This is a genomic window from Janthinobacterium sp. OK676, assembly GCF_900103595.1.
GTDB lineage: Bacteria > Pseudomonadota > Gammaproteobacteria > Burkholderiales > Burkholderiaceae_D > Janthinobacterium.
The window spans coordinates 22127-40022 of the sequence record NZ_FNHA01000021.1 but is presented as its reverse complement, the minus strand read 5'-3'; the positions used below and the strand labels follow the sequence as shown (position 1 = coordinate 40022).

Genomic DNA, 17896 nt, shown 5'->3' with positions numbered 1-17896 from the left:
CAGATGGGTAATCCTCAAGCGATGGATTTTTTGTCAGATAAACTAAATGTAGGTCCTGCAAATGAAGGCGCAGGGTATTGGGCTAATATTCCTGTTGCAATAAAGATGATGGAATGTGCATTTTCCCAGGGGTACGGACCAGTTGCATATAATTTATCTTACATGTATGCCTCCCCGAGAATGGCCACAGGGAGAGTTAGCGGGCCGCGTACGCCAGAAACTAAAGCACTTGCTCTTAGAGTTCTACATGAGGGCGTAGCATTCGGCTGCGAGAAATGCGCAAACAAACTCACGATTGAATTCGGCGATCCGTTTGATCTTGCAAATATGCTGGTTCCGTATATCGATAAAGCGCGAGCGGAACGTTACGGCGTACTTAGTCGTGAACTGGGATTCAATCCCAACGCGCGCTTTCCTAATCTGGACAAGGTATTGCCACTGCCCCCCGCCGATTTGCCGCCCTGGAATGGTGACAGGGATACCTTGCTGCATGCCGCCACGGGCGTGCGCCCACCGCCAGCGATCCCGAAGCCAAGCGCCGCCTCGCTGTTACAAAAACCATATTTCCTGGCCGCCGACTATGTGCTGCATCTCACCGGCTTGCACAGCGACGCGCCGACTGCGCCATTTTCCGCATACTGGCAAGCCGCCGGTTTGCCGTCCCGGCATCGCGCGCACTGCTCACGCGCCACTGCCAGCCGCATTGGCCACGCCACGTATAATTTCCCGCACTATCCACCGCTATTCTTTTTCGACAGGTTCCCATGCCCCAGACTCCTGATTTGCCGCTGGATTGGCACGCGTTTGAAGCGGCCTATGACGTTGAAGCAAGCTGGTTCAGGCTGGCCAACGCATCGTTGGCGCTGCTGGGTGCGTCCCCATTCAAGGACCAGGCATTTTCAGCGTTTGCCTTTAACGCCGTATCGTTCCCGTCCCTTTCGCTGAGTTTTGATACCGATCCCGGGAACAGGGAGCGCGGTGACTATCCTCCGGACTGGTCGAACGAGTGCATGGAAGCCGATGTGCCGGAAATCGGACAATTATGGGAAGAGGGCCATGCAAGGATAGCCAGCGCGTTGAGCGAGCTCATCGACGCTGCCGATGAGGAGTTGCTCGATACCCTCGAAGAAGGCTATCTGCACAGCCTGAGGAAAACGATGGTGCGGCTTGAAACGCATCATGCTTTCGACCAAATCAAGACGTGTGCGCCATTCTGGACCGTGGTCACGCAAGTCGATGCCGATACGGAGGAAGAGGAGCGCCTGCTCGAGCAGGTGCGCCAAGGCCTTCTGGCGTGAAGGCTATATCAGGGCTTGCCAGGCCCTGACTTCTTCGTCCGTCAGCACCGGCCCCCAGCCGCCGCGCGGCGCCGCATCGTGCTGCACATAGTGCGCCAGCTGCGGCACCGCCACGTCATGCCGGGCACAGATGTCCAGCACGGCTTCCAGCTGGCGCCGGCTTGCCGGTAGGTCGTCGCCATGCCAGGTGCAGGCGCTCGTTTCCAGCACGTGCTGAACAAGTTCATCCAGTGCGCCGAGCAGGTGCACAGGGATGGCCATGCGGATGTCGTCGGGCCAGGGGTCGCCCATGCCCGTCACGGGCAAGGAGGCAAAGCCGCGTTCCCAGGCCGCAAAATCCCCAGACGTGACCTGCGTTATTTTCCATACGTGGCCGGCGAACGCGGACAGGGCCGGATGGCGAATGTCAAGGCGTTGGCAAAAGCGCTGCAGGCACGTCACGGCAATGCATTGCCTGGCGATCACCGAGAGCATGTCTATCGATATGTTGTGCATGAATCATGCGCTCCTGAAGGTGGCGCCTTTCAATAATTGAGTCAATTTGACTGGATTGCGGTAGTCCCGCCTGGCAAGGCGGCCTGCCGCAACGCTTCCACGGGCAATTGGAAAAAGCGCGGCACCATGGCCGGCGACAGGTCGTCGCCGCCATCCGCCATGGCCAGACGTCCGCTCAAGAGCAGCATCACATAGCCGTGGCCCAGCGACCAGCCGGCGCTGGCGGCGGCCTTGTCCCAGCGCGGGTCGAGGCCCGCTTCGCGCACGGCGGCGCCGGCTGTCTGCAGCACGTATTGAAAGCACGCTTGTGCCGCTTCCTGCAGGGCGGGGAACTGGCGCACGTCCTGGTGCTCGAACATCAGCCGGTAATGCGCGGGCGCCGCCAGGGCGAATTCGATGTATTGCTGGCCCAGCAGCTGAAACCGCTGGTCGGCGGGCAGGCTGCCTGGCGGCGGCAACTGCGTTTCCCATTTGTCGATCAGGCTGGCGAAGCCGGCTGCGGCCACCTCGGCCAGCAAGGCTTCCTTGCTGGGAAAGTGGCGGTACACGGCGGCAACCGAAACGCCCACCGTGCGCGCCAGTTCGCGCAGCGACAGGGCCGCGTCGCTTTGCTGGGCCAGCTGGGCGATGGTGGCGGCGACCAAGGTATCCCGCAGGTTGCCGTGATGATAATTGCTGTTCGTGCTCATCTTATGTTATCGCTGTTCACATTGTCGTGTATGATGGCCATGTTATCACTGAAAACATGGAGAGCACATGCAAGAGATAGGCAACGTGGTACGCGCCGTGGCTTTGCCGCCCGGTGCCAGCATCGCACCCTTGTACCCGGGCAGCAACCTGGCCGACGCGTATGCCGTCGCGCTGCCGACTGCGCAGGCGCGCCAGATGGACATGGAAAACCTGGCGCGCGCGCTGCTGGGCAGTCAGCCGGGCTGGGCGCGCAAGCTGATGGTGGTGCGCGACGCCATCGTGGCGCGCTTCGGCATCCGGACGGCAAAGCAGATGGAGGCGCGGCCCGGCAAGCGCATCGGCATCTTCCGCATCTTTGCCGTCAGCCCCGATGAAATCATCCTGGGCGAGGACGACAGCCACCTGGATTTCCGCCTGTCGGTGCTGCGCAGCAAGCAAGATGGCCGGCATGGCTGCGTGACCGTGGCCAGCGTCGTGCATTGCCATAATTGGGTGGGACGCGCCTATATCTTGCTGATCCGGCCTTTCCACAAGCTGATCGTGCGGCACTCGCTGGCGCGCGCGGCCAGGGCGGGCTTCGCCTGAGCCGGGAAGGGGGGCTGACGGTGCGGGCAATCTTGCTTATTCATGGCCGGTATTGCATACTGCACCACCAGCCTCATCACGATTCCCATGAACGATACGCTTCTCCTGCTGGGTTTTGCCACCACGCCGCTTGAACTGATTTCCTTTGTCCTGGCACTGACAACCGTTGCGCTGAACATCCGCCAGAATCACTGGGCGTGGCTGTTCGCCATCATCTCCTCGGCCGCCTACGGTTTCGTGTTTTTCGAGTCGCGCCTGTATGGCGACATGGCCTTGCAACTGCTGTTCATCAGCGTCTCGTTCTGGGGCTGGTACCAGTGGCTGCATCCGGCCAGCGGCGGCAAGACCTTGCCCGTCACGCGACTGAACGGACGCGGCTGGCTGGCCTGCGGCGCAGGCTGGCTGATCGGCTTCCTGCTGATCGCCTGGCTGCTGACGACGACGGACACGGACGTGCCCCATGCGGACGGCTTCCTCACGGCAGGCAGCCTCGTAGGGCAATTCCTGTTGTCGCGCAAGAAGCTGGAAAACTGGATCGCCTGGATCGTCGTCGATGTGCTGTACGTGTGGCTGTATGTGCACAAGGGCCTGACCCTGACGGCCGTGCTGTATGCCTTCTTCGTCGTGATGGCCATCATCGGCTTGCTGGCGTGGAAAAAGTCGGCGCCGGCCGCACCCGATGCGATGGTCCTCAAGTGACGGCGCCTTGCGTGCGCGTGGCCATCCTGGGCGCGGAATCGTCGGGCAAGTCGACCCTGGCGGCCGCCCTGGCCGAGCGCTACGGCACCGTCTGGGTGCCCGAGTATTTACGTGAATTCGTCGAGAAGCAGGGCAGGGTGCCCGTGGCGGCAGACCAGTTTGGCATTGCGCGCACACAAGTCGAACGCGAGGCGGCAGCCGCCGCGCAAGCGCGCAACTTCCTGTTTTGCGACACGACACCGTTGATGACGCTGGTCTACAGCCGTCATTATTTCGACGGCGCCGATGCGCCGCTGGCGGCGCTGGCCGATGCCACGCAGTACGATCTGACCCTGGTGACGGCGCCCGACAGCCCGTGGGTGGCCGACGGCTTGCAGCGCGAGTCGGAAGCCGTGCGCCAGCTGATCTACCGCTACCTGCTCGACGAGCTGGACGCGCGCGGCATCGCCTACCACGTGCTGCACGACAGCCTGGAGGCGCGCCTGGAACAGGCGGCGCCCTTGCTGCAGCAGGCGCTGGCTGCGGCGCCTGCCATTTCCCTCAATTAAAAGTCGAATTGCGCCGACACCTTGAAGGTGCGGCTGGCGCCTGGATACAGATAGCCGTCCGATTCCGGCGTCACGTCGCGCCAGTAGAACTTGTCGGCCACGTTGTTGACGGCGGCGCGCAGCACGGCGCGCGTGCCGGCGATGCGCGTGGCCCAGGCGGCGCCCAGGTTGAACACGTGGTAGGACGGCACGAAGGTCGTGTTGTTGTACTCAAACGCTTTCTTGCCCGCAAATTCCCAGCTGCCATTGACGCTCAAGCCCGCCACTTGCTGTACGGCGTAGTCCGCATGCACGGCTGCCTTGAAGGCCGGCACGTTGGGTACGCGCTTGCCATCGAGGTCGGCATTGCCCGTGCCTGACTGCTGGCTGTTCAGTGCCGTCACGGACGCGCCCAGGCTCAGGCTGGACGATGCCTTGCCTTGGGCCGACAATTCCAGGCCGCGGTGCTGGGCCTGGCCTTCGCGCACGAAGTAGCCAGCGGCATTCTGGAATTCCAGGCCCTTGCGGATCTGGAATAGGCTGGCCGCCACCATGAAGTCCGGCGTCACGTCCATCTTCGCGCCAAGCTCGATCTGCTTGGAGCGGCTGGGCGTGAGTTCCTCGTTGGCATTCATCGCCTTGCGGTCGGCCGTGCCGCCATGTTCCATGCCTTGCGAATAGGCCGCATACACGGAGACATTGTCGAGCGGGGTGTAGACGAGCGACACGTTGGGCAGCAGGAAGTCGTGCTTGGCGCGGATTTCCTTGTCGGCCTTCAATACGTACTGGTAGCCGTCGACGTCGATATGGCGCAAGCCGCCATGCAGCTTCCAGTTTTGGGCCAGGCTGACGATGTCCTGCACGAAGACGGAGTTTTCCGTATCCTTGCGCACCAGGCGCACGGGACCCGTGACGCCGGGCGAGGTGCCGACGATTTGCGGCTGGTAGATGTTGCTCACGCCCACCCAGTCGTACACGTACAGGCCGGCACGGTCCTTGCGACGGAAGGTCGAGACGCCGGCCGTGAATTCATGGCGCAGGGATCCGGTGGCGAATTTGCCCTGGATCATGGCTTGCGCGCTCAGCGGCTTTTTCGTCTCGCCCAGGCTGCGGTAGTCATACACGTCGTAGTCGCCATTGCCGCAGAAGCCAGGATACAAGTCTTGCGCGCCGCAGCCGTACGGGAAGGCCGTGTAGTCGTCGCGCTTGAATGAGTGCTGGTTGGCCGACAGGGTCGCGTGCCAGTCGTCATTGAACGCGTACTGGAAGCGCAGGCCGATGTTGCTGGTGACGGTTTCCACGGGGCGCGTCCACGGCTGCAGGTTGAGCATGGCGTCGGCGCTGATGCCGGTCGGCAAAGTTTTATTGTTCAACAGCTGGAAGCCGGGCGCCGTCGCCTGTGCCTTGTCCTGGTAGTCGGCATCGAGTTGCAGCAGGGCTTGCGGCGAAATCTGCCAGTCGAAGGCGCCGGAAATGAACTTGCGGTTGCCGTCCGCGCCCTTGATGTAGGAGCGCAGGCGCTCGGCCGCCACGTTCACGCGGTAGCCGAAGCGCGTGTCTTCCAGGCGTCCGCCCAGGTCGACGGCGCCGTACAGGGTGCCCCGCTCGCGCGTTTCCACGGTGACGGTGCGCAGCGGCGCGGCGGTCGGACGCTTGACGATGAAGTCGATCACGCCGCCCGGCGCGGCCACGCCCGCCTGCAAGCCGGCCAGGCCTTTCAGCACTTCGATGCGTTCCTTGTTTTCCAGCGGAATCTGCGTATCGCCAGGAATGGCCACGCCATCCTTGCGGTAGCTGGAATTATTGTCGAGCTTGAAGCCGCGAATGGAAAACTGTTCCGCATAGCCGACGGCGTTGTAGGCGTCGTTGATGCTGGTGTCGAGCTTGGCTGCATCGCTCAGATTGCGGATCTGCAAGTCCTGCATGTCTTTCTGCGAAATGACGGTGACGGATACCGGCGTCTGCAGCAGCGGCGCGTCGGAAAAGCCGCCCACGGAGGCGCGCTTGGCAGCCGGCGCCTTGCTGGCCGTGACGACGACTTCGGCCATGCTTTGGGCCTGCGGGTCGGCGGCTTCGGTGGCGTCATTCGCGGCAAAGGCCGGTGCGGCAAACGCGTGCAGGATCGCCAGGGTCAGTACAGAAACGGATAAATTCGGTGTGGACATAGATTGCTCGTGGTTCAAGCCGTCTCTGTACAGAGCACGGCAGGCTGCTTGTTCGGCTGGCGCCAACGCAGGAGCTATCAAAGGAGGGAGGTACTTTGCGCTTTCCTTCGCTGGCATTATCCAGATCAGGTACGAAGGGTATCTCTCACCCGGATGACTGCTCCAGGACCCCTAGCGAAACGACAGCTTAGCATGAAGCACGGCCAGCTGTCCCACCCGGCTGACCGTTTTACAACAGTGTGGTGTGAATCTACAAACTGAGCTCGAGCACCTTGCGGCTGATGGCGGGCGTGATTTCACGCTGCTCGCCCAGCGCCGTCATGCCGTGCGCTTCCAGGGCGGACACGACGGCATCCACGCTCGCATGGTTCAGGCCGTAGTCGGCCAGGCGCGTCTTGACGCCCATGTGGCGGAAGAAGAATTCCGTGCGCGCGATGGCCGCCTCGATGCGGCCATCCTCGTCGCCGCCGTCCAGGCCCCAGACGCGGGCCGCGTACTGCAGCAGCTTGGCGCGCTTGGCCTGCTTGCGCACGCGCAGCATGCTGGGCAGGATGATGGCCAAGGTTTGCGCATGGTCGAGCTCGTACAAGGCCGTCAATTCGTGGCCGATGGCGTGCGTGGACCAGTCCTGTGGCACGCCCACGCCGATCAGGCCGTTCAAGGCCAGGGTGGCGCTCCACATCACGTTGGCGCGCACGTCGTAGTCATCCGGATGCGACAGCGCCTTCGGGCCTTCCTCGATCAGGGTCAATAAAATGCCTTCGGCGAAGCGGTCCTGCACGGAGGCGTTCACCGGGTAGGTCAGGTATTGCTCCATCACATGCGCAAACGCGTCGACGACGCCATTGCCCACCTGGCGCAGCGGCAAGGTGAACGTTTTCGACGGGTCCAGCACGGAGAATTTCGGATACACCTTGCGGCTCATGAACGAGCGCTTTTCCTGCGTGGCCTTGCGCGTGATCACGGCCGAACCATTCATTTCGGAACCCGTGGCCGGCAAGGTCAATACGGTGCCGAAGGGCAGGGCCGCTTCGACGATCTTGCCGCCCTTGGCCAGGATGTCCCACGCCTCGCCCTCATGCAGGGCGGCGGCGGCGATGAACTTGGTGCCATCGACCACGGAGCCGCCGCCGACGGCCAGCAGGAAATCGATGCGCTCGCTTTTCACGAGGGCCACGGCCTGCATCAGCGTTTCATAGCTGGGATTGGGCTCGATGCCGGCAAATTCGAGCACCGTATGGCCGGCCAGCGCCGCCCTGACTTCATCGTAGACGCCGTTCTGCCGGATGCTGCCGCCGCCATACGTCATGAGCACTCTGGCCTGGGGCGGGATCAGCGCCGTGATGGCGGCGATCTGGCCCTGGCCGAAGAGGATTTGCGTCGGATTGTAAAAGTCGAAATTGAACATGGGGCTCCTGCCGCTGGGGTTTAGGCTGTTGCTGAGCCATGATTATGGCCGAACGGGTGGAAACGTGTCGTGGACGCTTGAGCTTTTCGCCCGCGCGGTGGAGAATGCAGCCGATGTCACCACCACGCGAAAAGGAATGCGCATGACCACCGTCCCACTGGAAGAATCCGGCCTGCCGGCCACCGCGCTCGACATGCACCGCGCCATCGGCGCCACCATCGCCGCACTGCAGGCGCTGGACTTGAACAGCCAGCGCTTCGAGGCGTGCACGGACCCGGAACTGCGCCGCGTGCTCGCGCATGCGGGCGACACGAGCCGCAAGGAAGTGGCGATGCTGCTCGAATGGATGCGCCGCCGCGACGCGCGCCTGGACACGGCCATGAAGGAAGCGCTGTTCAAGGCGGGGCCGATAGTTGCCCAGTATCACTATGACGAGAAAATATTGTAACTATTGGTTTGTTGTTGTGGTGTACCATGCGCCACTTTCGCATCGCTTCGCGTAGACTGTGCCCCGAACACGATTTTGGGGGAGTTTACAGAATGAAATCATTACCATACCGAGAAGGCAGCTGGTTTGCCGTGCCCCTGCCGGGCGGCGGTTATGCCGTCGGCGTGGTGGCGCGCAGGGCGCCTGCCGGGCGCATCATGCTGGCGTATATGTTCGGGCCCAAGCGCGACAGCTTGCCCACGCTGCAGGAGCTGGAAGGCTTGCGGCCGGAACAGGCCGTGCGCCGCCTGCGCACGGGAGACATGGCCCTGCTCAACGAGCGCTGGCCCCTGCTGGGCGACAGTCCCCACTGGAACCGTGATGACTGGCCCATGCCGGCCTTTATCCGTCGCAATGAATCCTTGCAGCGCGCCTGGCGCGCCAGCTATGCGGACGCCGATCCTGCCAAGCTGAATCGCGAGGAATCGATCCCCTTCGATACGCCGGGCATGGAAAGCGATTCCCTGTACGGCTATGGGGCGACGGAATTGTTGATGAGTAAATTGCTGGCGCAGGAGCAGGCGTCCGCTTGACCGCGGTCCGGCGGCGTAGGTCGGATTAGCGAGGCCTTGCCTCGCGTAATCCGACAACATTGTTGGCCAAGGCCGCTGGTGGTGTCGGCTTACGCGCCTTGCGCTAAGCCGACCTACGCCGCTGGCAAACTGATCTGAAACGCCAGGCCGCCGCCTTCGCGGTTGCGCACCTGTAATTCGGCGCCGTGGCGCAGCAGCACGCGGTCGACGATGGCCAGGCCCAGGCCGGCACCGTTGGCTTGGCCGCGCGCCGTGTCGAGACGGGTGAACGGTTTCATCAGCTGCTCGATCTTTTCCGCCGGCACGCCCGTGCCGTGGTCCTGCACCTCGATGATGACCTTTTTTGCGCCGTGGCTGGTGCGTACCTGGCAGGCGATGTCGATTTCCGTCATGTCGCTGCCCGGCGTCTTGCCATAGCGGCGCGCATTCTCGATCAGGTTGTTCAATACGCGGCGCAAGTCGGTGGGGTTGCCCATCGCATGCGCGCCATCGGCGATGGTGGCGTTGATCTTCACGTCCGGCAGGCGCATGGCTTCGCGCGTCATGTCGCTGAGTAAACCGCTCAGGTCGACGTCCGTAAAGCTCGACGCTTCCGTCGGCTTGGCATAGTCGAGGAACTGGCCGATGATGGCGTCCATCTGCCCGATATCGGACTGGATGCCTTCGCGCGCCTCGTCCGACAGGTTCGCCATTTCCACTTCCAGCTGCATGCGCGCCAGCGGCGTGCGCAAATCGTGCGAAATGCCCGCCAGGATCACGGCGCGGTCCGATTCCACCTGTTGCAGATCGTCGACCATCTGGTTGAAGCTGCGGTTCGCCTCGATGATTTCGATCGGGCCTTTTTCCGGCAAGGGCGCCGGCTGCTTGCCCTTGGCGATGTCGCGCGCGGCCGCCGTCAGACGCGACAGCGGCAGGTTGATCAGGCTGGAAATGATGGCCGCGCCCAGCAGGGACAGCAGGGACACCAGGCTGGCCCAGCCCAGCCACTGGAAGCCCGTCAGGCCGCGCAGGCGCTCGCGGTCCAGCATCAGCCAGTACTCGTCGTCGTCGATCTTGAAGCTGACCCAGAAGCCGGCCACGCCGTTGACGCGCGCGGAAAAGCGCGTGTCCTTGCCCAGCTTAGCTTTCACCAGCGCCTCGATCTCGGGCATCAGGTAATTGTCGGGCGGCGGCTCGATGCGGTCGTCCTCTTCCAGCGAGAAGATGCGGATGCCTTCATTGCTGACGAGGTCGAACAGCAGCTCGCGCCGCAGTTCGGGAGCCGAGTGCGTCAATGCCGCATGCGTGATGGTGACGACGGAAATGATCTGGGCGGAAATCTGCTGCGCCTGCGGCTCGCGCTGGATGACGGAAATCATGCCGATCCAGGTGATCATGCTGACCGTGGTCAAAGTGCCCAGCAGCAAAAAGGTGCGCCAGAACAGGCCGCTTTTCAGCCGCGCCAGGCTGATATCGGGAACAAGCTTCATCATGCCTCGCCTGCGATCAGCGCGGCTGTCCGTCCGGGATGAAGACGTAGCCGAGGCCCCACACGGTCTGGATGAACAGTGGGCTCGACGGGTCTGGTTCGATCAGCTTGCGCAGGCGCGAAATCTGCACGTCCAGGCTGCGGTCGAACACTTCGTACTCGCGTCCGCGCGCCAGTTCCATCAGTTTTTCGCGCGACAGCGGCTGGCGCGCATGGCGGGCAAATACTTTCAGCACAGAAAACTCGCCCGTCGTCAGCGGCACCGTTTCGCCATTCTTTTTCAGGGTGCGCGTGCCCAGGTCCAGCACGAAGTCGCCGAACTCGAACGTTTGCGGCGTTTCCGACGGGGCGCCCGGGATTTCATCGGGACCCTTGCGGCGCAGCACGGCGCCGATGCGGGCCACCAGTTCGCGCGGATTGAACGGTTTCGGCAGGTAGTCGTCGGCACCCATTTCCAGGCCCACGATGCGGTCCACGTCCTCGCCCTTGGCCGTCAGCATGATGATCGGCGTCTGGTCGCCCGCGCCGCGCAGGCGGCGGCAGATCGACAGGCCGTCTTCGCCCGGCAGCATCAAGTCGAGCACGAGCAGGTCGTAGCGTTCGCGCAGCCACAGCTTGTTCATGGCCGTCGCGCTCTCCGCCGTGAAGACATTGAAGCCCTGTTCGGTCAGGTAGCGCCGCAGCAGGTCGCGCAGGCGCACATCGTCATCGACCACCATGATTTTCGCCTGGTGGCCGTGGATCGATTGCGTTGTTGTATTGCTGCCGGAAGTGGAGGTTGTGGTCATTTAGGGTGTCGTGTTATCTTATATTAGTTGCTATAGTAACGCCTCGCGCGGCGTCGGCAAGGGGCTGTGGCGACCCATTACAAAGTGTTACAAACTTTACCCAATTACTCTTACTGCACCGTGTAAAGCATCATACACTGGGGCCACAGTGGAAATCAGCTTTAAGTTTATACGGCATCGCGGAAGAGGAACTCAATGAATATCTTTACTAAAAAAATTCACGCCGCTCCCAGCGCAGCTATTGCCGCACGTACCGTTGTGCTGTCCGCATTTGCCGTTTGCTCCGTGTTTGCCGCCAGCCTGGCGTCAGCGCAAAATCAGCCGCCGTCGCGTCGTGACGACCAGCAGCAAATGCAGGCGCAGCGGTATGAACAGGTGCAGCGCAGCAACAGCAATGATACGCGCTTGCGCGAACAGCGTGACGCACGCAGTTTCGACACGCGCGCCGAAGAGCAGCGCCGCGCCAACGAAGGCGCCGACGCCTCGCGCCGCACGGGCCGCATGACGCCCGACGAACGCCGCGACCTGCGCCGCCAGATCAACGAAGTGGGGCAAGACATCTACTCGAATCCGCCGCGCCGCTAGGCGGTGTACAACCCCATCCGACAGGGCCATCTCGCAAGACATGGCCCTGTTTGCATCTGGCCGCCAACATTGCTGCTCAGTCAGGCACACGACCACGCCCCGTGATATTGTTCTAGTGCACTGATACAATTTTCTGACATGGTTGCCGGGGGAGGCAAGTGGTGAGCGACGACGACACACCCGTTCCGGATGCGGCGCCCGCGGGCGGCTTGCCGCACGGCCTGGTCCAGCGCGACGAGGGCGTGTGCCTTGACATGTCGCTGGCGCCGGCGCAGCTGCGCGACGCCGTCGGCCAGCTGTTCCAGTCGGGGCAGTTGCTGGCCGGCCTCGATTACGGTTTGTTCCTGCTGACCCTGTTCCATGCTCCCACGCCCCGCGCCGCGCCCAAGGGCGACGCCTTGCTGCGCATCGCCGTGTGCGTGGCGCCATTCCCGCCCCAGCGCCGCGCGCTGTACCAACAGGTCAAGATCCGCGGCGACAGCGCCGAATTTTACTTTGAAGCCTTGACGGCGGACGCGGATGGGCAGGTACCGGCGCGCCGCGAATTTGACGAGCTGGTGGCCGACCTGTGGTGCAAGGGCGTGCACTACGGCATCGATAGCGCGGCCGTGCGCGCCATCCTCGCCAGCGGCAAGGCCGAGCGCATCACGGTGGCGCGCGTGCTGCCGCCGCAGCCGGGGCGCGACGCCCAGCTCGTTGAAGTGTCGCAAGGCATCCATCGCGACGATGCGCCGCGCGAACGCTCCGATGGCCGCCTCGATTTGCTCAGTTTCAAGAACCGCTTTCCGCAAGTGAAAAAACACGCGCGTTTGCTGCGTCTGCTGCCTGGCACGCCCGGCTTGCCCGGCTACGACCTGGCCGGCAAGGCGCTGCCGCCGCCCGCGCCGCTGGAGCTGGACCTGGCCACGGTGGCGGGGCCTGGCACGGCGGCCGAGCATTTCAGCGATGGGGATTTTCTCGTCGCCACCATGGATGGCTATGTGAATGTCGATGAGCACGGCAAGATGGCGGTCGAAAACAAGATCGTCAGCCGCGAAGGCGTCAGCAGCCGCACCACGGGCAATCTGAAGCTGCGCGCCGCCTACGAGGAATATGGCGAAGTGCAGGAACAGCGCCAGCTCGACGGCAGCGACATCACCATCCATGGCGATGTGTATGGCCATCTGCACTCGCATGGCGGGCTGATCTTATTGCGCCGCAACCTGGTGGGCGGTACGGCCTTCAACGAGCATGGCGACGTGCGCGTCGAGGGCGTCGCTTCCGGTTCCGTGCTGCAGGCGCTGAGCGGCGAAGTACACGTGAAGCGCGCGGAAAGCTGCGTCATCGCCGGCACGCGCGTGGTGATCGACAGTGCCAGCAATTGCGAGATCATTGCCGACGAGGTCGTCATCGAACTGGCCGAAGGCTGCGCCGTGGCGGCGCGCACCATCCGCATCGGCAGCGCCGGCCCCCGCAAGCAGGTGGAGATGCTGCTGTTTCCCCTCGTGCCGGACCTGAGCGCGGTCGAGCAAAAGATCGCGGAAAGCCTGGCGAAGGCGGCGCAGTTCCTGCAAGTGCAACACAAGCGCCAGCAGGAGATCGACGCCATCGCGCAGTTGCCCGAGGTGCGCAACTATCTGACCCTGGCGGGCCAGCTGCGGCGCGGCGAGCTGCAGCTGCAGCCCACGCAGCAGCTACAGTACGACAAGCTGGCCGCGCGCATCGCGCCCGTCCTGAAAGAGGTGGCGCGGCTGCGCGTGGAGGTAAAGCAGTCGGAAATCCTGCACGCGCAGATGCTGGCCCTGGTGGCCCAGCTGCGCCAGGAGCGGCAGGCGACGGCGGGACAGTCGCGCTGCAGTCTGGGCCTGATCGATGGCGAGACGACGGTGCGCGCCATGGTCGTGCCGCCCGGGCCGGCCAAGGTCTACGACCGGCCGCCGAAGGAAATCAAGGCCTTGCTGCGCAGCGCCACGCCGGCCACGCAGCCCGTGTTTGCGGACAGCACGGGCAGCCTGGAATGGACGTATGCGCCGCCGCCGTAGCGTTTAATCGGTGACCTTGCCGCGTGATTGCTTGAGCACGCTGTGCGTGCTCTTGCTGTCGAGACGGCGCCGCTGCGAGCTGCGCGTGGGCTTGGTGGCGCGGCGCACGGCGGGCAGGAAGGTCACGCTGTCGATGATTTCCTGCAAGCGCCGCAACGCTTCTTCCTTGTTCTGCTCCTGGCTGCGCGACTGCTGCGCCTTGAGCACCAGCACGCCGTCCTTGCTGATGCGGCTGTCGCGCAGGGCCAGCAACCGCTCCTTGTACGCTTCCGGCAGCGACGAGGCGGCGATGGGGAAGCGCAAATGGATGGCGCTGGACACCTTGTTGACGTTCTGGCCGCCCGGGCCCTGGGCGCGGATGGCGGAAAATTCAACTTCAGCGGGGTTGACGAGGTGCTGCATGGCCTGCCTGTTGGGGGATGATGTGGGTATTGTAAGGGAAGTTGGCTGCGCCGGCGCAAGGCTGGGCACCGGGACTAAGCATGCCTCCTGGAAAGTTGACGTTTCTCAACGCCGCCTGTGGTGATGCTGGTTAGCATGGGGCCAAAGTTGCATCATTGCGCCACTGCGCATCCTGGCAGCGCTTACCGGACGAAAGGAACACCATGCAGCCCACGACCACGCCTGGCGCCGCAAGCGCGCAATACCTGACGCAGTACTTGAGCTTCCGGCTGGGCGGCCTGGAATACGGCCTCGACTACCGCTGCGTGCGGGAATTGCGTCCGCTGAAGGAACTCGACCGTTTTTCCTCGGAGGGGGAAGTGCTGCACAGCGTGGCCGTCTCGCGCGGCGTGATCATCCCCATCGTCGACATGCGCGCCGCGTTCGGCAGCGCTCAAGGCGCGCCGGACCCTGCCACCGACGTGATCATTTTGCAGCTGAGCAATGGCGTGATGGGCATGGTGGTCGATGGCGTCACCGATATCGTCAGCCTGGCGCCAAGCGACATCGCCGCCGTGTCAGGCCTGGGCGCGGCGGAAGCCGATTACCTGCTGGGCCTGGGCACGGTGGCGGGGCGCCGTCTGATCCTCGTCGACATCGACCGCCTGATGGCAATCCGCAGCCCCAGCCCCCTGCAGGCGGCATAAAAAAAGACGACCCGAGGGTCGTCTTTTGTCGCTACTGAATTAGCCGAGCTTTTCCAGCTGATCCTGCAGATCGAGCCATTCCGCTTCCAGCTGCGCCAGGTCCTTGGTAAAGAAGGTCTGGTCGGCCAGCAGTTGCTTCAATTTCGCCTTGTTGGCGGCGTCATAGATGGTCGGCTCGCCCAGCTTGGCGTCGGTTTCCGCCTTTTGCGCATTGCGCTTGGCGATCTGCTCTTCCTGGCGCTTGATCTTGTTTTCGATCGGCTTGCGCAGGGCGGCGGCTTTCTGGCGCTCTTCCGCTTCCTTGCGCTTGTCGCGTACGGGCGCGGCAGGGGCTGCTGCGGCAACGACGGGCGAAACGACGGGGAAGTCCGTCTTGTTGGCCTTGCCGGCGGCCGGCAGCACATCCGTGCCTTTGCCCAGCTTGGTCTTGAACAGCCAGTCCTTGTAGTCATCGAGGTCGCCGTCGAACGGCTGCAGCTTGCCGTCGGCAACGATGATGAATTCGTCCGTGGTGGCGCGCAGCAAGTGGCGATCATGGGACACGACGACGAGGGTGCCTTCGAACTGGGCCAGCGCTTCCGTCAGCGCTTCGCGCGTTTCCAGGTCCAGATGGTTGGTCGGTTCATCGAGCAGCAGCAGGTTAGGACGCTGCCAGACGATCAGGGCCAGCGCCAGACGGGCTTTTTCGCCGCCCGAGAACGGCGCGATCGAGGCGGTCACCATGTTGCCGGGGAAGTTGAAGCCGCCCAGGAAGTTGCGCAGTTCCTGCTCGCGCACGGTCGGGGCGATCTTCGACAGATGCCACAGCGGCGATTCGTCGTGGCGCAGCATTTCCACCTGGTGCTGGGCAAAATAGCCGATGTTGAGGCCCTTGCCCATGGTGGCGTCGCCCGTCAACGGCATCAGTTCGCCGGCGATGGTCTTGATCAGGGTCGATTTGCCGGCGCCGTTCTGGCCCAGCAAGCCGATACGCTGGCCGATCTGCAGCGAAAACTTGATGCCGTTGACGATGGTTTTATGCGTGATCTCGCCCGTCGCTTCGTTTTCGATCTTGTAGCCCGCATCGACGTCTTCCATCACCAGCAGCGGGTTCGGCGCGCTCAGCGGCTCGCGGAATTCGAACGAGAATTCGGCGGCGGCGCGCAGTGGCGCCAGTTCTTCCATCTTCGCCAGCGCCTTCATGCGGCTTTGCGCCTGGCGGGCCTTCGAAGCTTGCGCCTTGAAGCGGTTCACGAATGATTCCAGGTGGGCGCGCTTGCGCTGCTGCTTTTCCAGCGCGCCCGCGGCCAGGATCATCTGCGCAGCGCGCTGGCGCTCGAAGCTCGAGTAGTTGCCCGAGTAGCGCTTCAGCTTGCGCTCGTCGATGTGCACGACGACGTTGACGACTTCATCAAGGAAGTCGCGGTCATGGGAAATGATCAATAATGTGCCGGCGTAGCGCTTGAGCCAGTCTTCCAGCCAGATGATGGCGTCCAGATCCAAGTGATTGGTCGGTTCATCGAGCAGCAGCAGGTCGGACGGGCACATCAGCGCTTGCGCCAGGTTCAAGCGCATGCGCCAGCCGCCCGAGAAACTCGCTACCGGCTGCTGCATCTGGTCCAGGGTAAAGCCCAGGCCCAGCAGCAATTGCTCGCCGCGCGACTGCACGGTATACGCGTCGGCATCGGCCAGCGCGCTGTAGATTTCGCCGATGGCGATGCCGTTTTCCGACGTGGCCGGTTCCGATTCCAGGCGCGCCAGTTCCGCTTCCAGCTTGCGCAAGGTGACGTCGCCATCGATCGCATAGTCGAGCGCGGCACGGTCCAGCGGTGGCGTTTCCTGCGCCACGTAAGCCACGCGCCACTTGGCCGGGAAATCGATCTCGCCCTGGTCAGGGTGCAATTCGCCACGCATCATGGCGAACAGGCTCGATTTGCCCGCGCCATTGGCGCCGATCAGGCCGATCTTGTCGCCCGGATTGAGGGTGACGTCGACTTGTTCGAGCAACGGTTTGATGCCGCGCATCAGGCTTACTTGTAGGAAACGTATCATTTTTTTCTTTGTGTTTTAACCCAAAGGCGCAAACCTGGGGTCGGACCCTGAGGGTCCGACCCCGGCATTTGCAGTTGGGTTGAGTGAGGTAGTGCGTTTGTCAATTAACCCAACTTCAGCTGCTCGGCCGTCAGCAGGAACACCATGTCGTCGCCGGCGCTCGTCGTCAGCCAGGTCAGGCCCAGCTCGCCGAAGGCCGCTTCCGCGTATTCGCGCTCGTTGCCGATTTCAATCATCAGGATGCCGTCGTCCGTCAGGCGTTCGGCCGCGCCGGCGATGATCTTGCGCACCAGGTCCATGCCGTCGCTGCCGCCGTCGAGGGCGATTTGCGGTTCGGCCAGATATTCCTGGGGCAGGGCGCCCATCGACGCGGAATTCACGTACGGCGGGTTGCTGATGATCAAATCATATTTCTTGGCCGGCACGTTCGTGTACAGGTCCGATTCGATCAGGTTGACGCGGTCCTGCAATTTGTAGGTGTCGACGTTGCGCTTGGCCACGGCCAGCGCGTCGGCGGAAATATCCACGGCGTCGACGGTGGCGTTCGGGAAGGCGTCGGCCATCATGATCGACAGGCAGCCCGAACCGGTGCACAGTTCCAGGATGTTTTCCACGGCTTCCGGCTCCGCCACCCATGGCGAGAAGTATTCAGGGATCAGTTCGGCGATGAAGGAACGGGGCACGATCACGCGCTCGTCGACGTAGAAATTGTAGGTGCCCAGCCAGCCTTCCTTGGTGATGTAGGCGGCTGGCACGCGGTCGATGCTGCGGCGGTCGATGACGCTCATCACGCTGGCGATTTCCGACGGCAGCAGCTTGGCGTCGAGGAACGGTTCGAGCTTGTCGAGCGGCAACTTCAACGTGTGCAGGATCAGATAGGCCGCTTCGTCGAACGCTTCGGCGCTGCCGTGGCCGAAAAACAGCTTGGCGGTATTGAAACGGGTAACGGCGTAGCGCAGCAGGTCGCGTGGCGTGGAAAACGGGTTCGGGGTCATGGCATTCTCGAAAAGACGGTGTTCTGGCCCGCC

At 63.1% G+C, this 17896-nt stretch carries 19 protein-coding genes and 1 riboswitch; of the genes, 10 read left to right on the top strand and 9 right to left on the bottom strand.

The window, feature by feature from the left end; genetic code table 11:
• Both BLU39_RS28830 and BLU39_RS28825 read left to right on the top strand, forming a co-directional pair.
• Nucleotides 1–945: DUF6396 domain-containing protein (locus BLU39_RS28830; RefSeq protein ID WP_254789078.1), on the top strand; the 945-nt coding region annotated here is incomplete at its 5' end.
• A 65-nt stretch (nucleotides 946–1010) separates the two neighbouring features.
• Nucleotides 1011–1298, top strand: a complete 288-nt coding sequence (locus BLU39_RS28825) for a hypothetical protein (protein WP_217635120.1) — start codon at nucleotides 1011–1013, stop codon at nucleotides 1296–1298.
• Between the two features lie 3 nt (nucleotides 1299–1301).
• Here the strand turns inward: BLU39_RS28825 and BLU39_RS27555 are convergent, their stop codons facing one another.
• Together BLU39_RS27555 and BLU39_RS27550 are read right to left on the bottom strand one after the other, a co-directional pair.
• Complete coding sequence (locus BLU39_RS27555; RefSeq protein ID WP_092719525.1) at nucleotides 1302–1793, bottom strand: hypothetical protein; 492 nt, start codon at nucleotides 1791–1793, stop codon at nucleotides 1302–1304.
• A 41-nt stretch (nucleotides 1794–1834) separates the two neighbouring features.
• Nucleotides 1835–2482: a TetR/AcrR family transcriptional regulator gene (locus tag BLU39_RS27550; protein ID WP_092719522.1), complete on the bottom strand. Its 648-nt coding sequence runs from the start codon at nucleotides 2480–2482 to the stop codon at nucleotides 1835–1837.
• Nucleotides 2483–2549: 67 nt separating this feature from the next.
• Here BLU39_RS27550 and BLU39_RS27545 point away from each other — a divergent pair, with 67 nt between their 5' ends.
• The 3 genes from BLU39_RS27545 to BLU39_RS27535 all read left to right on the top strand — a co-directional run bounded on the left by BLU39_RS27545 (nucleotide 2550) and on the right by BLU39_RS27535 (nucleotide 4315).
• Entirely contained in the window at nucleotides 2550–3068 is a 519-nt protein-coding gene (locus tag BLU39_RS27545; protein ID WP_092719519.1) for a DUF2867 domain-containing protein, read from the top strand.
• 87 nt (nucleotides 3069–3155) lie between these two features.
• A complete protein-coding gene (pnuC, locus tag BLU39_RS27540) occupies nucleotides 3156–3767 on the top strand; it encodes a nicotinamide riboside transporter PnuC (protein WP_092719544.1) in 612 nt (203 codons plus the stop codon).
• Nucleotides 3764–4315, top strand: coding sequence for an AAA family ATPase (locus BLU39_RS27535; protein WP_232731144.1), 552 nt, complete (start codon nucleotides 3764–3766; stop codon nucleotides 4313–4315). Before pnuC ends, BLU39_RS27535 begins: the two co-directional genes overlap by 4 nt.
• Here BLU39_RS27535 and BLU39_RS27530 read toward each other — a convergent pair.
• A complete protein-coding gene (locus tag BLU39_RS27530; protein WP_092719516.1) occupies nucleotides 4312–6459 on the bottom strand; it encodes a TonB-dependent siderophore receptor in 2148 nt (715 codons plus the stop codon). The genes BLU39_RS27535 and BLU39_RS27530 overlap by 4 nt on opposite strands.
• Nucleotides 6460–6544: 85 nt before the next feature.
• Nucleotides 6545–6642, bottom strand: a riboswitch (TPP riboswitch).
• A 67-nt stretch (nucleotides 6643–6709) separates the two neighbouring features.
• A complete protein-coding gene (locus BLU39_RS27525; protein ID WP_092719514.1) occupies nucleotides 6710–7867 on the bottom strand; it encodes an iron-containing alcohol dehydrogenase in 1158 nt (385 codons plus the stop codon).
• A 142-nt stretch (nucleotides 7868–8009) separates the two neighbouring features.
• Here BLU39_RS27525 and BLU39_RS27520 point away from each other — a divergent pair, with 142 nt between their 5' ends.
• Together BLU39_RS27520 and BLU39_RS27515 are read left to right on the top strand one after the other, a co-directional pair.
• A complete protein-coding gene (locus tag BLU39_RS27520) occupies nucleotides 8010–8315 on the top strand; it encodes a ferritin family protein (RefSeq protein ID WP_232731143.1) in 306 nt (101 codons plus the stop codon).
• 92 nt (nucleotides 8316–8407) lie between these two features.
• Entirely contained in the window at nucleotides 8408–8887 is a 480-nt protein-coding gene (locus BLU39_RS27515) for an Imm26 family immunity protein (protein ID WP_034749862.1), read from the top strand.
• A 113-nt stretch (nucleotides 8888–9000) separates the two neighbouring features.
• Here the strand turns inward: BLU39_RS27515 and BLU39_RS27510 are convergent, their stop codons facing one another.
• Nucleotides 9001–10359 (bottom strand): sensor histidine kinase, encoded by a 1359-nt coding sequence (locus tag BLU39_RS27510; protein ID WP_092719508.1) that lies wholly within the window; start codon nucleotides 10357–10359, stop codon nucleotides 9001–9003.
• 13 nt (nucleotides 10360–10372) lie between these two features.
• Nucleotides 10373–11074 (bottom strand): osmolarity response regulator transcription factor OmpR, encoded by a 702-nt coding sequence (gene ompR / locus BLU39_RS27505; protein WP_223278807.1) that lies wholly within the window; start codon nucleotides 11072–11074, stop codon nucleotides 10373–10375.
• Between the two features lie 264 nt (nucleotides 11075–11338).
• Between ompR and BLU39_RS27500 the strand changes: the two genes are divergently transcribed.
• On the top strand, nucleotides 11339–11728 hold the full coding sequence (locus BLU39_RS27500) for a hypothetical protein (RefSeq protein WP_092719505.1): 390 nt from the start codon (nucleotides 11339–11341) through the stop codon (nucleotides 11726–11728).
• 161 nt (nucleotides 11729–11889) lie between these two features.
• On the top strand, nucleotides 11890–13749 hold the full coding sequence (locus BLU39_RS27495; protein WP_232731142.1) for a flagellar assembly protein A: 1860 nt from the start codon (nucleotides 11890–11892) through the stop codon (nucleotides 13747–13749).
• Between the two features lie 3 nt (nucleotides 13750–13752).
• Here the strand turns inward: BLU39_RS27495 and arfB are convergent, their stop codons facing one another.
• A complete protein-coding gene (gene arfB, locus BLU39_RS27490) occupies nucleotides 13753–14151 on the bottom strand; it encodes an alternative ribosome rescue aminoacyl-tRNA hydrolase ArfB (RefSeq protein WP_034749850.1) in 399 nt (132 codons plus the stop codon).
• Between the two features lie 203 nt (nucleotides 14152–14354).
• Between arfB and BLU39_RS27485 the strand changes: the two genes are divergently transcribed.
• Entirely contained in the window at nucleotides 14355–14837 is a 483-nt protein-coding gene (locus BLU39_RS27485) for a chemotaxis protein CheW (protein ID WP_092719502.1), read from the top strand.
• A 39-nt stretch (nucleotides 14838–14876) separates the two neighbouring features.
• Here BLU39_RS27485 and BLU39_RS27480 read toward each other — a convergent pair whose 3' ends face one another.
• Together BLU39_RS27480 and prmB are read right to left on the bottom strand one after the other, a co-directional pair.
• A complete protein-coding gene (locus BLU39_RS27480; RefSeq protein ID WP_092719499.1) occupies nucleotides 14877–16868 on the bottom strand; it encodes an ATP-binding cassette domain-containing protein in 1992 nt (663 codons plus the stop codon).
• Between the two features lie 104 nt (nucleotides 16869–16972).
• Nucleotides 16973–17863 (bottom strand): 50S ribosomal protein L3 N(5)-glutamine methyltransferase, encoded by an 891-nt coding sequence (gene prmB / locus BLU39_RS27475; RefSeq protein ID WP_092719496.1) that lies wholly within the window; start codon nucleotides 17861–17863, stop codon nucleotides 16973–16975.
• Nucleotides 17864–17896 lie beyond the last annotated feature (33 nt).